Consider the following 15,171-nt stretch of genomic DNA (forward strand, 5'->3'; position numbering starts at 1 on the left):
CACACATCGTGCTTTATCTGACGTACAGGGCGCAGGTCGAGTCGGACAGAGGGCAGAAACGCCGCTGCCGGCCAACCGGAAGCCCCCACCCGGCACTCGACGCTCGAGTGCTTGAAGAGTGCGCGGCGCAGGGCAGCGCACCGGAGTTAGCTTCGCTGAGGTGAGGACATGATGCTGTTCGACGATTTGAGAGATAACGAGTGGGCGCTGGTCGAAGGTCTGTTTTGCTCGGAACCCGCACGCAGTGAACGGCGCGGCCGTCCCCGCGTGGAGGCCCGTTCGGTGGTAAACGCCGTGCTGTGGGTACTGTCGACGGGTGAAGGCTGGTCGAAGCTGCCGGGCCGCTATCCGTCGCCGCCGACCTGCCGCCGTCGCTTCGACGAATGGCAGGCAGACGGCACGCTCGCCGAAATCGTCAAGCGACTCGGCACGAGCGGCCGCCAGATCTCGCTGCGCGGGCGCATTGGGGCGAGCGCGACGAAGCCGCCAGCACCGCCGAGCCGCGACCGGCTGCGCGGCGCCTTCTGGACCAACCCGGAATCCTGGCGCGCCCCCGTGAAGATGGCGTAACGCATGCTCGATCGGGCGGCTTCGGCCGCCCGGTTTCTTTCAGTGCCACGCGCTTTTGCGCGGCGCTCGCGTCGTCGTCGATTGCGCCTGTCGTGCGGCGATACATCTATTTACGATTATTTACAGCAAGCCTGCACTCCCACGCTTACCTTAGCGAAATATCAACAGGCCGCGCCGGTGGCTTGAAGGGAGCCCCGCCATGAAACCAATGTCACTGCTCGTCGCATGCGGCATTGTCATTTCGCTGGCGCTGACCGCCCCCGCTCGCGCGGACGATCGCGCGAAGCCGCCTCACCACCAGCAGGATCATCGGAACACCCTTCGCCAGCAACCGCCCGCCGCGCCGCCCAATCGGCAGACCGTGCCGCGCGGCGATTTGCGCGGCGACATCGCCAGCAACGCGCGCGCGCGCACTGGCTCGCAGCCGACCGACCTGCCGCGTCATCCGTAGTCCGCAGGATTTCGTCAAAGAAAATTACCGGATTCGGGAACTGCCCGACATGCGACGAGTCACATTCGTTGCCATGAGCACAGCGTGGCAACAGCAAAAGTATCCGGTACGCCCGTATCCTCGCGATACGGGCTTTTTTTTGCGTCGCCGGTGGCCAGCGCGCGAGAACGGGAGTGCGCCGCTACAGGCGGCTTTCGAGAATCGCCACGGCGCTCGCTTCGCTCAATGCGTAGTCGTCCATACGGCGATCGGTCCAGGAAAGCAGTTTCTCGTCACGCTCGAGGCGCGCGCATTCGGCACGACCGTTGTCGGTCAGCACCGCGATGTCGACCGGCGCATGGAAACCCGGTGCGGGAGCAACGGTCTTCTGCCTGACCGTGTCCATCAGCCCCAGCGACCGGAGATACTCGAACACGCCCGGGCGGCGCGCCCACGGTACCTGGCGGTACTGCACTCGTCTCAATGCGTCGAGCACCGCTTCGTTGGAATACGTGGTCATCTCGATTCTTTCTTAAAGTGCAGCGACAATGCGAAGCGGCGCGCCGGGCGGGAGCTCCGCCCGCCGATACCGCCACCGATTCTGGGGCCGACGTTCGGCGTCGCGTCAGGGCCGGATCGTCAGCCGTCCATAAAAAGACACCATACCCCAATCAAATTGATTCTGTTCGATTCATTTGTACTTCTCTTCATCGGTTTCATGCTCTGCCGCAAGCGGCGGCGACTCATCGCGATCGCGAGCGTCGCGCTGCTCTGGCTGCTCGCGACAGGCTGGCTCGCCGCGCCGCTCATCGCGTGGACCGAGGCGGGCGTGACGCCGGTCCAGCGCGCCGACATGCATGGCCGGACCACGCTGATCATCATCGGCGCCGGCACGCGGCGCAGCGACACCGGCCTGCGACCGCCTCCCGACGGGGAAGCACGCATCCGCGCGACCGCGGCGCTCTACCGCACGTGCCGGCAGCAGGCGACCGGCTGCACCGTGGTGATGTCGGGCGGCGACCCGCAACGTCACGGCGAAACCGAGGCGGCCGTCTACGGGCGCCTGCTGGTCGCGGCGGGTGTCGCTTCCAGCGACCTCGTCCTCGAGCCGAACAGCCGTACCACCTACGAAAATGCGAAATTCACTGCATCTATACTACGCTCACAACATGACGACACGCGCATTCTCGTCACGTCGTCCTATCAGATGCGCCGCGCATTGCTCGATTTCCGCCGCTTCGGCATCGATCCGCAACCCGTTTATGCGAACCGCCGGCGCGCGCAAACGGGCTGGCTGCCCCGCTGGCACAACCTGGAAGACGCGAATCAGGCATTGCACGAACTGATCGGCATCGCACAGTTCCACGTCTACCGATGGCTCGGCTGGTTTTGATGGCGACGCTTGCACCGGCGGCGAACGCGACGGTGCCGCCCCGGAATGGCATGCGCATGACGGAATGCACGAAGTGTTGCGCGACTTCAACGGGGCCTTGCGCTGTGCCTCGATCCGGTGCACATTGATCCGTCACTTTTGTTACACTCGACACGCACTCGATTGCAGTCGCCAGACAAAACGGCAACATTCGGGTTCATCACCACTTAGCGGAGGTAAAGCAATGAAGAAGACGTCCCTGGCTATTCTGGTCGCGATGTCGGCGCTGACTGGCGCAGCGTATGCGCAAGAGAGCACGCAAATCCAGACCATCACCGACCCGGCGAAGATCGCCGAGATCGAGCAGCGCGCACAGGCACTGCAACAGCAGCAAGCAGCCGAGGCTGCACAGCCGGCGGCGCAGGAAGAGCACCACGGCAAGAAGGCTGCTCACCACAAGGCAGCGAAGAAGGCTGGCAAGAAGGCCGCCAAGGCCGCTCCGGCAGACGCTGCCAGCCAGTAAGTTCGGCGGCACCGCACAAGCGAAAAGCCGAATCCGGGCAACCGGGTTCGGCTTTTTTGGTTGCGGCGCCTGCGCGCTGTGCTAAAGTCGCGCACCGAAATTTTCCACCCGTGCGCACCCCGGTGCGGAGGACAGCATGAGCAACATTCAACTCGACATCGAGTGGACCGAAGCAGCCACTCGCAAGATCAAGCAACTGATGCCGCGCGGCTCGGACGACGCCTTTCTCGCGCTGCCGCCGATCGAGTGCCTGCCGATGGAGGGCGACGTGCTTTTCCTCGGCCCGCAAGGCAAGCAGCAACCGTTCATCGTCGCCGAACGCCAGTATCACCACGACGGCGATGCCGACTGGACGATCATCCTGATCCTTGACGTACCCAGCGCGTCGCACTGACGCGTCGCGGCGGCCGGCAACGCGTCCGGCCGCACCGCCCTGCTCGCACGCGCTGCGACTGCACGCGAACCCCGGGCCGATCGAGCCGGTCCGCGTCCGTTTCGCGATTGAGCGGCGTGTGAGCGGAACGCTCACACACCGCCAACGCGACCTCGCCCTACCGGCGCTCGCCGGATGCGAACCGCGCCGCCCCCACTCCAATTGATTGCGAATCACCGAATCCCGCACAGGCCGGATCGGCGCCCTCGCATTGCGGCCCCACCAAAAAAAATTGCCCGCGCTTCATACGAAGCGCGGGCGAAACCGTCGCCCTACGAGGATAGGCGACGGGGCCATCGAGACCCGCGCGCGGCGCGGATCATCATCGGTTGTGCCCGCGCTCGCAGCGCCGGCATCTGGGGACGTCGAAACCGTTGGTCGGGCGTTCGCGACGCCTGCCCGGTCTCTGGCAGCACCCTCCCTGTCCTAACGATTCGAACTAATAAAGCAGTTTGCGTGCCAGGTGCATTTTCGAAAGCACATCATTGATCCATAAGGATATTTTTCGGGACCATGACGATGTAACACCCGTTCCGCCGCCGTAACGCGCGGATGTTACGTAACGTCACAAGGCGGAGCAGCCGAACGTCCCGCACACGCCGACGTCACGGCGCGCGACCATAAAAAAAGCCCGCCGGGCGGCGGGCTTGTTCGACGAGCGGGATCGTCGCGATCAGCGCAGCTGATTCACGAGCAGCCCCATGATCTGCCGGGCCGGCGACGACGAATCGATCGCACCCGAATCGTCGACGACTGCCACACGCGTCTGGTCGGCCGTCAGCGCCTTCACGTTGACGCGATACTGCTTCGCCTGCTTTTCCTTCTTGCCGTGGAACAGTTGGCTCCAGAAGCCCTGCTCGGCCGCGCTCAGATCCTTCGGATCGACATAACGCACGAAATACAGACCCTTCGTGCGATCGCGATCGTCGACCGTGAAGTTCGCGCGATCGAGTGCGAGGCCGACGTGCAGCCACGACCGGTCGTACGGCTCGCCGAGCGTGACTTCGGACGGCACCGCACTCGTGTCGACGTCGTTCGCTTGCGACGACGTACGCGCGACGTTCTGCGCAGCGATCGCCGCGGCAGCCGCCTTCGATGCGTCGGTATCGGCCTTCTTGTCCTTCGGCACCGTGTTGTCGTTGATGTTCGCGACCGGCGGCTCGCCGTTCTTCGCACGCTGCTCGTTCTGCGCGAGCACCGCCATCAGCCGCTTCAGGTATTCCGTCTCGAGCGCCGGATCGTTCGGCTTCGCTTCCCACTTGCTCGAATCGTTGTTCGCGCCGGTGATCGCCTCGCGCATGCCCTTCTGGCTGACGAACACATAGGTGCCGCCGTTCGGCGCCGAATCGAGGCGCGTGCGGTACTTGTTGCGCTCGGCCGTCACGTACGAATTGCCCATCGCCTTCGAGATCACGCTGCGGATCAGGCCGCCGTTGATCTGCGGATGGGTCTCGTTCCAGTCGGTTTCCATCACGCCCTTGTCGCGCTGGTCGACGACGAGCAGGAAGCCCTGCTCCTGCCAGAAGCGGCGCACTTGCGGCCAGATGTCGCCGGGCTTCTTGCCGTCGATCACGAGCCAGCTCTCGGTGCCGTCGCGCTGGATATGCATGCCGGCCACGGCGGGCGCGACGGTATCCGTCGCGGGCGCCGTGTGCTGGACCTGCTGAAGCGCGGACAGGGAAGTCGCGCCGCCCTGCGGCGGCAGCGAACGCTGATCGGCCGTCTCGTCGAGCATGTTGGGCGGCACTGCGAGCGACGCTTCCTTCGATTTCGAATCGCTCTTGTAGTCCACTTTCGTGGGCGACGACGTACCGCAACCGGCGACGAGCGCGCCAGTGGCGAGCACTGCAGCGAACCGCATGGTAAGACGAAGATCAGTCATGTTCGGGGAATCCTCTTCCGCTAAATCACGGCGCTTTCCGTGGATCAACCTTGCATTTTACCGGGGCCGCGCCGGGATGTGCAAAAAAGCGACGGGCAAGAAAAAACCCGCGTCAGCCTGAACTGACGCGGGTTCTTATCTGGTCGGGGCGAGAGGATTTGAACCTCCGACCACCTGCACCCCATGCAGGTACGCTACCAGGCTGCGCTACGCCCCGAAAGAAAAAAATTATAACAGAGAGTTGGCCGGTTTAGAACGGGTCGCATGCATTTTGTGCATGTTCCTGCCGAAATTTTTTGTGGCGCACGTGGCGTGACCGATTCGACACGAACGGCGACGCACATGACGCCCCGCCGGTCCGTCGTCCGTCCACGCGATCCGCCTGACGCTCACGCGCTGCGCGCGACACAGATCACCGTGAGCCCCGCCAACCGGTTGAACCGGAACATCGGCAACTCGGCGCGGCAGATCAGCTTGAGCAAACCATTGACTACCGGATTGTGTCGACGCAGTTGCGACGCGGGTTCGCGTGGCTGGCGACGCGCTCGCTCGCTCAGTCGCAATGCCGCCGCGAGCGGAAACGTGAAGCCGAAGTAGTAAGCGCCGCGCTCGACCTCGAGCCCCGCACGGCGCACGACGTCTTCGAGGCCGTCGAGCGTATACCTGCGCTTGTGTTCGAGAAAGTCGTCGTGCGCGCTCCAGAGGAACTGAAACGCGGGAACGGTGATCAGGAAGCGGCTGCCCTTCGGCACGCCGGCCACATATTGTGCAAGCAGCCCGACATCGTCATCGACGTGCTCGAGCACGTCCATCAGCAACACGAGATCGGCATCGAGCCGATTGACGGCGCGGCGAAAATGGACGGGCTTGCCTGCCGCCTCGCCGTCGGTATCGTCGGCGTAGCTCGTGTCGACACACCACGCTTCCGTCGCCTGCGTGCGCTCGAGCAAATGTTTCGAAAAGAAACCCGAGCCCGCGCCGACATCGAGTATCCGGTTCGCATCCGCCGCGCCCAGGAACCGGCGAATCGCGCTCGCCTTCGACGCGTAGTACCAGTGATCGCCGACGTCCGCTCCCAATACGTCGAGTTCCTTCAGATCCATGACGCCTCCCCCGTGTCGGCCACCATGCTTCGATCATCAAGCTACTGACGCCGATCTTACCGCGCCGCAGCCGTCGCACGCATCGCAAGTTGCGCGAATTGCACCGCGCCCGCATCGCGTCCTAGTCGAAAAGGACGATGGCCGTTTCGCCGCGAATCGCTACCGTGCGCTTACCCGGCGAGAGATCGACGCGCCCGGCGCATCGTCCGACTGCAGGCCGATCGAGATCGCAGATCTGCGCGTTGCCGCGCGGCGCGCCGGGCCGGCAGCGACTTCGATCGCAACGGCGGTCGCAACTTCCCGTGACAGTCTCCGACAAAGGTCAGTGAATGCATCAGAAAAACGAAATTTCCCGACGACACTTTCTCCGGCTGGGCGCCGGCACGTTCGGCATCGCGCTGGGAAGCGCGTCGTTTCTGTCCGCGTGCGGCGGCGATTCGATCGCGATCGCCCCCGTCACGACGCCCAGGCTCGCCTCGGTAGCGAATTTTCGCGATACCGCAGGACCGGACGGAACGGGCTATGCCACCCCGAGCGGCGCAGCGATGAAAAAAGGCGTGATCTACCGGTCGTCCGCGCTCACGTTTTCCGCGGCCGACGTCGCAACGGTCGATACGCTCGGCATCACGCAGGTGTGCGACCTGCGCACGACCTCCGAGATCCAAGCGCAGCCGGATGTACCGTTGGCTGGCGCCATTTGGCAGAACCTCAACGTGCTCGGCGCCGCCAATCTCGGCCCGCTGCCGACCAGCGGCGCGACGGCCACGGCCTTCATGATGAGCATGTATCGGGCGTTCGTGACGTCGGAAACCGCACGCACGAGCTACCACGCGTTGTTTGCCGGCTTCGCGTCGTCCGGCGGCAATCTGGTCTTCCACTGCACGGCCGGCAAGGATCGCACCGGCTGGGCGACGGCCATCCTGCACACGATCCTCGGTGTCCGCCCGCAGACGATTCTCGCCGACTATCTGCTGACCAACGTCTACAGCGCGTCGGAAATCGCCGCCTATGTCGCGCAGGCGCAGAAGCGCGGCGGGCAGGATGCGGCCGACATGATGGCCGCGCTGCAAGGCGCGCAAGCCGCCTATCTGCAGGCGGCGTTCGATCAGGTCGTCGCGTCGTATGGCTCGATGACGTCGTACATCGAGAACGGCCTGCAGCTCGACGCGTCGACGCAGAATGCGATCCGGCAGCGCATGCTGGTCTGACCGATCACGCAGGCGGCGCTGGCGACAGCGCGGCTGTCATCGCACTGCCGCCGCGCCCGGACCGGACACGGCCTTCATCCGGCACGAAACCCGGCGTCAACCCACGCCGCCGGGTTTGCCGATCCGGCGCAATGCGCGCCGCCCGCCCCTCGACCGCAAAACCAAACGACCGTTTGATATTGCCGCCCCGACGCCGCGAATCCTTTGCCCTGTCGTGCGCCGACCGGTGTTGCCCGCACGCCCGCTGTTTGGTAACGCCGCTCTAGCGCGCTATGCCACACTGCACGGCATCGACGACTGCGCCGCGCATCGATCGCGCGCCCTCGCCGGTCACGACAAGACATGGAGACAGACGATGCGGAATTCGGTCCGGCGCGGCCATCGCACGCCCTTGGCAAGTTTCGACTGGATGGCCGGCCCGCGACGCGCGGCCGCCCCGGTTTCACACGGCACCGCTCGCGCATTCGGCTGCGGTGCGCTTGCGCTTGCGCTCGCGCTGCTCTGCACCGGCTGCGCGGAACCGGCCGCGCAGCGCGACGGCAACGCGTCGGTCGCATCGACGAAGATCGAGCGCGCCAAAGCCGAACGCCTCGCTCACGAACAGCAGATCGCCCGCACGGTGCCGTCGCTCGCGTCGATCAACCTCACGCAGCCGCGCCCGTTCACGCTGCGCGACTCGGGCCAGAACGGCGCGATGACGTTCCTGCGCGACGTCGATTTCCGCATCGTCAACAACCTCGGCTTCTTCATCCATCAACTGTCCGCGACGCTCGTGCCGACGCAGGCCGGCGCCCCCATCGTGTTCGACGACCCGACGAGCTTCGAGATCGACGTACACGAAGGCGCGGTCACGCTCGACAACGCAAAGCTGACCGCGCTCTTCGACACTTACATCTTCGGTTACCGCAACGCGCCGCTGCGCAAGCTCGCCGTATCGGCCGGCGACGGCGTGATCCATCTTCAAGGCGAGATGCAGCGCGACGGCTGGGTGCCGTTCTCGCTGACCGGCACGCTCGCGATCCGCGACGGCAGCCAGCTCGTATTCCACCCGACCGGCGTGCGCGTGTCGGGCATCAACGCGCAGCCGGTCATGCGCGCGGCCAACGTGAAGATGGCCGATCTGCTGAAGGTGGAAACACCGATCGCGCGGCTCGCCGGCGACGACCTCGTGATGTCGGTCGACAAGCTGATGCCGCCGCCACGGCTGAAGATCCGGATCACCGCGCTGCGCGTTACACCGGCCGGCCTCGACCTGACGCTCGACGACGGCTCGCACGCCGGCTTCGCGCTCCCCGCGAACGCGCCGCAACAGGCGATGTACATCCGCGGCGGCGACGTGAAATTCATGCGCTCGATGCCGATGAACGCCGACATCCTGATCGGCCCGGTCGATCCGACGAAGCGCGACCAGCACTTCGTGTTCGACCTGTACCACTATCGCGACCAGGTTTCGGCCGGCTATTTCAATTTCGACGAAAGCGGCGCGATGGCGATCCGGATGCCGTCGTACGCGGGCCCCGCGAGCGGCGCCGCGCTCGGCAATGCAGCCGCTCGCCTGAACGACAGCTTCCTCGCCGCGCAGCAGAACGCGTTGCGCGACTCGCGCCAGCACTGGGAAGCGTTTGCACTCGCGGCCAGCGCACCGCAACCCGGCATGCAGAAAGTCGCGATGCGGCGCTCGTCGACCGCTCCGTTCAACGAACGGCACGTGTCGAACCGCAACCCGACGATCCACCTGCACAACGTCGACTTCAACCTGTCCGGCGACATCGGCTTCCATGTCGAGGATCTCGACGTGCAGCTGATCGCGAAACGCCCGGGCGAACCGGTCGATCTCGACGATCCGAACCAGTACGACATCCGCATTCTCGGCGGAACGGTCGTCGAATCGTGGAAGGCGATGTCGGCGCTCTTCAACAACTACCTGCTCGACTACTCGCCGCGCTCGCTGAACGACCTGCAGTTGAGCGCAGATGGCCAGGACCTGCGCGTCCAGGGCGGCATCAAGCTCTGGAATCACGTGCCCGGCGTGTGGCTGCCGACCGACATGAAGGGCACGCTGTCAGTGCTCGACGACCGGCACCTCGCGTTCAAGCCGGCGCAGGTATCGGTGCTCGGCATCCCGCAGGCGAAGCTGCTGCGCTCGCTCGGCATCGAGCTCGCGTCGCTGACGCCGCTGCAGCGCCGCGGCGCGGAGCTGCGCGGCGACACGCTCGTGCTCGACCAGTACACCGTGTTTCCGCCGCCGGTGCTGAACGGCAAACTCGGCCAGGCGACGGTCGAACGCGACGGGCTGCGCCTCACGTTCCGGCGTGCCGCCGACGCGCCCGCGACGAAGCGGCCGCAGATCGACGCGCCGAGCTACATGTGGATGGAAGGCGGCGACATGAAGATGTTCAACGTGCTCGAACTGAACGTGCGCGCGCTGATCCGGAACTCGGCCGAGGCCGGCCCGATGCGTTTCGACCTATACGGCTACCGCAGCCAGGTCGCGCAGGGCTCGGTGCGGATGCTGCCGGACGGCACGCTGGTCGTCGACATGGGCAAGCCGAACCCGCTCGCATCGCGCTGACCCGCCGAGCACGAGCCCCCGTGCATGAAAAAACCCGGCGGCGCATCGCCGACCGGGTTTCCTGTTGATTCGAGCGTTGCGCTCAGTCGTGTTTGAGTCCGTCGATCACATCGAGGAGCGCCTGCCGCAACGCGATCACGTCGACCGTTGCACCCGGCTTGCCCGATACTCGCACGTCGCCGGCCGGCACATCGGGCTCGGCCGGCGCCGCGGCAGCGCGCTCGCCGCCCGGCGAATCGAGCCGGTTGCGCGCCCCGTTGATCGTGAATCCCTGTTCGTACAGCAACTCGCGAATCCGCCGGATCAGCAGCACTTCGTGGTGCTGATAGTATCGGCGATTGCCACGCCGCTTCACCGGCCGCAACTGCGTGAATTCCTGTTCCCAATAACGCAGCACGTGCGGCTTGACCCCGCACAGTTCGCTGACTTCACCGATCGTGAAATAGCGCTTCGCGGGAATCGGAGGCAAGACGACTTTCTCAACCGTAGTGGTCATCGTCGGTTAACCGTCGGTAAAGAATGCGCGGCGGCCGCGCGGAGACTTCGGCGCGCGGGCGTTACTCCGCGCCGTTTTCGACCAGCGCCTTCAGCTTCTGGCTCGCGTGGAAGGTTACCACCCGGCGGGCCGCGATCGGAATCGCCTCGCCCGTCTTCGGGTTGCGGCCCGGACGCTGCGGCTTGTCGCGCAGCTGGAAGTTGCCGAACCCCGACAGCTTGACGCTTTCGCCGTTTTCGAGCGCGTCGCGGATCACTTCGAAAAACGCCTCGACCATGTCCTTCGCTTCACGCTTGTTCAGCCCGACGCTGTCGAACAGCAGCTCCGCCAGCTCCGCTTTCGTCAGCGTCGGCGTCTCGGTGGACGCCGGCGCCGAAGCGTCGCGGTTCATGGCGCTGCGTTGCGCCGTCAGGAGGGCTTCGAATTCACTCGAGGTCATGTCGTTCATATCTGCCATACAGCGCGTTAAACCAAAACTCACGATGGGGAAGCGCCACCCGCGAACGGGCGGCTCCTCTCCTTAGCCGCGCAGGCGGGCACCCGCACGAGCCATCCGCTCGACCAGCGTCTGGATCGCCTGATCGACGACCTCGTCCTGTAGCGTGCCAGCCGCATCCTGCAGCGTCACGCGGAAGGCAAGGCTCTTCTCGTGCGCGGCAAGACCACCGGAAGTATTTGATTTTGCACGAAATTCGTCGAAGAGTACAACCTTCTGAACGAATCGGCAGGCGTCTTCGGCCAGCGCCTTCTTCATTTCATCGAAAAGTGCCTGAACCTCGACCGCCTGATCGACGACAACGGCGATATCGCGCCGTACCGGCGGGAATTTCGACACGTCGGTCGGCGCCGGCAGTGCACGCGCGATCAGCGCATCCGCGTCGATTTCGAACATCACCGGCGCGTGCGGCAGCTCGTACTTCTGCATCAGGCGCGGATGCAGCTCGCCGATCCAGCCGACCGCGCGGCCATCCACTTCGATGCGTGCGCTGCGGCCCGGATGGAGGGCCGGATGCTCGGCCTTCACGAAGCGCGCGGCGGCCGGCGCGAGCAGTGCCTCGAGGTCACCCTTCACGTCGAAGAAATCGACCGCGCGGGTCGCGACGCCCCACTGCTCGTCGACTGCCGGGCCGTACGCGAGCGCGCCGACACGCTTCGGTTGCGTGTAGCCTTCGACGGTCAGCTCGCCGGCCTTCACCGACGAATCCGCGAGGAACACGCGCCCCGTCTCGAACACGCGCACGCGATCCGCGCGACGGTTCAGGTTGTGGCGCAGCACGGAGATCAGGCTGCCGAACAGCGTCGTGCGCATCACCGACAGCTGGCTCGCGATCGGGTTCAGCAGGCGGATCGGATTGTCGTTGCCGGCGAAGTCGTGCTCCCACTCCGCATCGACGAAGCTGAAGTTGACCGTTTCCGCATAGTCGCGCGCCGCGAGCGCGTGACGGATATCGTGGATCGAGCGCCGCGTCTCGTTGGTCGCGCGCATCTCGCTCGTCGCGACCGGCGGACGCGCGGGAATCTTCTCGAAACCGTAAATGCGCGCCACTTCCTCGATCAGGTCTTCCTCGATCTCGATGTCGAAGCGGTGCGACGGCGGCGTGACCAGGAACGCGTCGTCGTCACGCTCGAACGGCAGGCGCAGGCGCGTGAAGATGTTCGCGATCTCGTCGGCGTCGATCTTCACGCCGATGATGCGGTTCGCGCGCGATACGCGCATCTTCACCGGCGCACGCTGCGGCAGGTTCACTGCCTGGTCGTCGACCGGGCCGGCCTTGCCGCCGCAGATCTCGAGAATCAGCTGCGTGATGCGCTCGACGTGTTCGACGGTCGTCGCGTAGTCGACGCCGCGCTCGAACCGATGGGCCGCATCGGTCGAGAAGTTGTACTTGCGCGCGCGGCCACGGATGCTGTCCGGCCACCAGAACGCGGCTTCCAGGTAGATGTTGGTCGTATCGAGCGTGACGGCCGTGCTGTCGCCGCCCATGATGCCCGCGAGGCTTTCGACCTGACGGTCGTCCGCAATCACGCCGACCGTTTCGTCGAGCTCGACCGTGTTGCCGTTCAGCAGCTTCAGCGACTCGCCGCGCTTGCCCCAGCGCACTTCGATGCCGCCGTGGATCTTGTCCAGATCGAACACGTGCGACGGACGGCCGAGCTCGAACATCACGTAGTTCGAGATGTCGACGAGCGCCGACACGCTGCGCTGGCCCGAACGCTCGAGGCGCTCGACCATCCATTGCGGCGTCTTCGCATGCGCGTTCACGCCGCGGATCACGCGACCCGAGAAGCGGCCGCACAGATCGGGCGCAGCGATGCGCACGGGCAGCGTTTCGTCGAGCTCGACGCGCACCGGACGGATATCGACCGGCGTCAGCGGCGCACCGGTGATCGCGGCCGTCTCGCGCGCGATGCCGAACACCGACAGGCAATCGGCCTTGTTCGGCGTCAGCTTGATTTCGAAGATCGTGTCGTCGAGATTGAGCGTATCGCGGATGTCCTGGCCGACCGGCGTGTCTTCCGGCAGGATCAGCAGGCCGCTGTGGTCCTCGGACAGCTTCAGCTCGCGCGCCGAGCACAGCATCCCCTGGCTCTCCACGCCGCGCAGCTTCGACAGCTTGATCGCGAACGGCTTGCCGCCCTCTTCTGCCGGCGGCAGTTCCGCGCCGACCAGCGCGACCGGCACCTTGATGCCGGGCGCCACGTTCGGTGCGCCGCACACGATATTCAGCGTCGCGCCGGTGCCGGCGTCGACCTGGCAGACATTGAGCTTGTCCGCATCCGGATGCTTGACGACTTCGAGCACGCGGCCGACGACGATCTTCGATGTCGGCGGCGCAGCCTTGCTCAGCGATTCGACTTCGAGCCCCGCCATCGTCAGCGCGTGCGACAGTTCGTCGGTCGTCAGCTGCGGGTCGACAAAGGTTCTCAACCAGGATTCAGGGAATTGCATGGATGTCTACGTTCGAAACAGGTTAGATCGGCGCCCGGCCCCCATCGGAAACGTCCGGCGGGGCATGCGCGGGCACATGTCGGCGCGGCGCGTGCGTTATGCGAACTGGCGCAGGAAACGCAGGTCGTTCTCGAAGAACAGCCGGAGATCCTGCACGCCGTAGCGCAGCATCGTCAGGCGCTCGAGGCCGCTGCCGAACGCAAAGCCGATGTAGCGCTCGGGATCGAGGCCCATGTTGCGGATCACGGTCGGATGCACCTGCCCCGAGCCCGAGATCTCGAGCCATTTGCCGGCGTTCTTGCCGTGCTCGAACATCATGTCGATCTCGGCCGACGGTTCCGTGAACGGGAAATACGACGGGCGGAAGCGCACGAGGATGTCGTCGCGCTCGAAGAATTTCTTCAGGAAGTCGGTATAGACGCCCTTGAGGTCGGCGAAGCTGATGTTCTCGTCGATCCACAGCCCCTCGACCTGATTGAACATCGGCGAGTGGGTCGCATCGCTGTCGACGCGATACGTGCGGCCCGGCGCGATCACCTTGATCGGCGGGCGGTTCATGCGCGCGTAACGCACCTGCATCGGGCTCGTGTGCGTGCGCAGCAGCAGCTGGCGGCCGTCGGCATCCTTGCCTTCGACGTAGAAGGTGTCCTGCATCGAACGCGCCGGATGGTTCTCCGGGCTGTTCAGCGACGTGAAGTTGTACCAGTCGGTCTCGATTTCGGGACCGTCGGCCACGTCGAAGCCGATCGAGCGGAAAATCTGTTCGACGCGCTCCCACGTGCGCATCACGGGGTGCAGGCTGCCTGCGCCGGCGCCGCGGCCCGGCAGCGTCACGTCGATCGCCTCGGCGGCGAGGCGCTGGTTCAACAGCGCGTCGGCGAGCGCCTGGCGGCGTGCGGTCAGCGCGGCTTCAACCTGCTGCTTCGCGACGTTGATGCGTGCGCCTTCGGTCTTGCGTGCTTCGGGATCGAGCTTGCCGAGGCCCTTGAGCAACTCGGTCAGCGCACCCGACTTGCCGAGAAAGCGTGCTTTCTCGTTTTCGAGCGTGGTGATGTCGGCAGCCTGTTCGAAGGACTGCTGCGCGTCGGCGACAATCTGGTCCAGATCCATAGATCCCATCATTTCCAACGTCATTCGGTCTTGGCGAGCGAAACTGCTCCACCAAACAAAAAAGGGGCTCGGAAGAGCCCCGTTTTCGCTGCAGCGGCCGAGACTACCGGAACGTCGCTGCAACTAACCACGCAGTGCTAATTTCGCAATTAGGCTGCAACGGCGGCTTTCACCTGCTTGACGATCGCAGCAAAAGCAGCCTTGTCGAACACCGCCATGTCGGCCAGAACCTTACGGTCGAGTTCGATCGACGCCTTCTTCAGGCCGTTGATGAACACGCTGTAGGTCATGTCGTGCTGGCGAACTGCCGCGTTGATACGCGTGATCCACAGTGCGCGGAACACACGCTTCTTGTTGCGGCGATCGCGGTACGCGTACTGACCAGCGCGCATCACCGCCTGCTTGGCGATGCGGTAGACGTTATTGCGACGGCCGCGATAACCCTTGGCCAGGTTGATGATCTTCTTGTGGCGGGCCCGTGCGGTTACCCCACGTTTGACTCGAGGCATGTTTCTCTCCTTG

14 protein-coding genes, 1 tRNA gene and 1 pseudogene are annotated in these 15,171 nt (G+C 65.0%); 7 read left to right on the forward strand and 9 right to left on the reverse strand.

The genetic code is table 11. The features are described 5' to 3' along the window. Positions 1-171: 171 nt before the first annotated feature. Positions 172-567, forward strand: a pseudogene (locus DIE02_RS27205) (transposase); the annotation flags it as partial. Between the two features lie 202 nt (positions 568-769). Continuing rightward, on the forward strand, positions 770-1,021 hold the full coding sequence (locus DIE02_RS27210) for a hypothetical protein (protein ID WP_124488897.1): 252 nt from the start codon (positions 770-772) through the stop codon (positions 1,019-1,021). Between the two features lie 181 nt (positions 1,022-1,202). Here DIE02_RS27210 and DIE02_RS27215 read toward each other — a convergent pair whose 3' ends face one another. Next, a complete protein-coding gene (locus DIE02_RS27215) occupies positions 1,203-1,520 on the reverse strand; it encodes a hypothetical protein (RefSeq protein ID WP_044846039.1) in 318 nt (105 codons plus the stop codon). A 198-nt stretch (positions 1,521-1,718) separates the two neighbouring features. Here DIE02_RS27215 and DIE02_RS27220 point away from each other — a divergent pair, with 198 nt between their 5' ends. The 3 genes from DIE02_RS27220 to DIE02_RS27230 all read left to right on the forward strand — a co-directional run bounded on the left by DIE02_RS27220 (position 1,719) and on the right by DIE02_RS27230 (position 3,289). Next, a complete protein-coding gene (locus DIE02_RS27220) occupies positions 1,719-2,393 on the forward strand; it encodes a YdcF family protein (RefSeq protein ID WP_185702658.1) in 675 nt (224 codons plus the stop codon). 223 nt (positions 2,394-2,616) lie between these two features. Next, positions 2,617-2,895, forward strand: coding sequence for a hypothetical protein (locus DIE02_RS27225; protein WP_059608570.1), 279 nt, complete (start codon positions 2,617-2,619; stop codon positions 2,893-2,895). A 136-nt stretch (positions 2,896-3,031) separates the two neighbouring features. Continuing rightward, positions 3,032-3,289, forward strand: coding sequence for a hypothetical protein (locus DIE02_RS27230; RefSeq protein WP_006486090.1), 258 nt, complete (start codon positions 3,032-3,034; stop codon positions 3,287-3,289). Positions 3,290-4,001: 712 nt separating this feature from the next. On the opposite strand, the gene bamC is transcribed toward DIE02_RS27230, so the two are convergent. The 3 genes from bamC to DIE02_RS27245 all read right to left on the reverse strand — a co-directional run bounded on the left by bamC (position 4,002) and on the right by DIE02_RS27245 (position 6,313). Continuing rightward, positions 4,002-5,210, reverse strand: a complete 1,209-nt coding sequence (bamC, locus tag DIE02_RS27235) for an outer membrane protein assembly factor BamC (protein WP_124529838.1) — start codon at positions 5,208-5,210, stop codon at positions 4,002-4,004. A 140-nt stretch (positions 5,211-5,350) separates the two neighbouring features. Continuing rightward, a tRNA-Pro gene (locus tag DIE02_RS27240) sits at positions 5,351-5,427 on the reverse strand. Between the two features lie 172 nt (positions 5,428-5,599). After that, on the reverse strand, positions 5,600-6,313 hold the full coding sequence (locus tag DIE02_RS27245; RefSeq protein WP_124488894.1) for a methyltransferase domain-containing protein: 714 nt from the start codon (positions 6,311-6,313) through the stop codon (positions 5,600-5,602). A 446-nt stretch (positions 6,314-6,759) separates the two neighbouring features. Between DIE02_RS27245 and DIE02_RS27250 the strand changes: the two genes are divergently transcribed. Continuing rightward, positions 6,760-7,521, forward strand: coding sequence for a tyrosine-protein phosphatase (locus DIE02_RS27250; protein WP_260427341.1), 762 nt, complete (start codon positions 6,760-6,762; stop codon positions 7,519-7,521). 355 nt (positions 7,522-7,876) lie between these two features. Continuing rightward, a complete protein-coding gene (locus tag DIE02_RS27255) occupies positions 7,877-10,093 on the forward strand; it encodes a hypothetical protein (protein ID WP_124488892.1) in 2,217 nt (738 codons plus the stop codon). Positions 10,094-10,175: 82 nt separating this feature from the next. Here the strand turns inward: DIE02_RS27255 and DIE02_RS27260 are convergent, their stop codons facing one another. From DIE02_RS27260 to rplT, 5 genes are all read right to left on the reverse strand, one after another. Next, positions 10,176-10,589, reverse strand: coding sequence for a MerR family transcriptional regulator (locus tag DIE02_RS27260; protein WP_124488891.1), 414 nt, complete (start codon positions 10,587-10,589; stop codon positions 10,176-10,178). A gap of 61 nt (positions 10,590-10,650) precedes the next feature. Next, complete coding sequence (locus tag DIE02_RS27265; protein ID WP_006486093.1) at positions 10,651-11,037, reverse strand: integration host factor subunit alpha; 387 nt, start codon at positions 11,035-11,037, stop codon at positions 10,651-10,653. A gap of 72 nt (positions 11,038-11,109) precedes the next feature. Next, positions 11,110-13,539 carry a phenylalanine--tRNA ligase subunit beta gene (gene pheT / locus DIE02_RS27270; RefSeq protein ID WP_124488890.1) on the reverse strand — a complete coding sequence of 810 codons (2,430 nt, stop codon included), beginning with the start codon at positions 13,537-13,539 and terminating at the stop codon, positions 11,110-11,112. A 96-nt stretch (positions 13,540-13,635) separates the two neighbouring features. Next, positions 13,636-14,649 (reverse strand): phenylalanine--tRNA ligase subunit alpha, encoded by a 1,014-nt coding sequence (gene pheS, locus DIE02_RS27275; protein ID WP_006753318.1) that lies wholly within the window; start codon positions 14,647-14,649, stop codon positions 13,636-13,638. Positions 14,650-14,798: 149 nt separating this feature from the next. Continuing rightward, positions 14,799-15,158 (reverse strand): 50S ribosomal protein L20, encoded by a 360-nt coding sequence (gene rplT, locus DIE02_RS27280; protein ID WP_004192938.1) that lies wholly within the window; start codon positions 15,156-15,158, stop codon positions 14,799-14,801. Positions 15,159-15,171 lie beyond the last annotated feature (13 nt).

The organism is Burkholderia sp. Bp8991 (assembly GCF_003853795.1).
Taxonomy (GTDB): Bacteria; Pseudomonadota; Gammaproteobacteria; order Burkholderiales; family Burkholderiaceae; genus Burkholderia.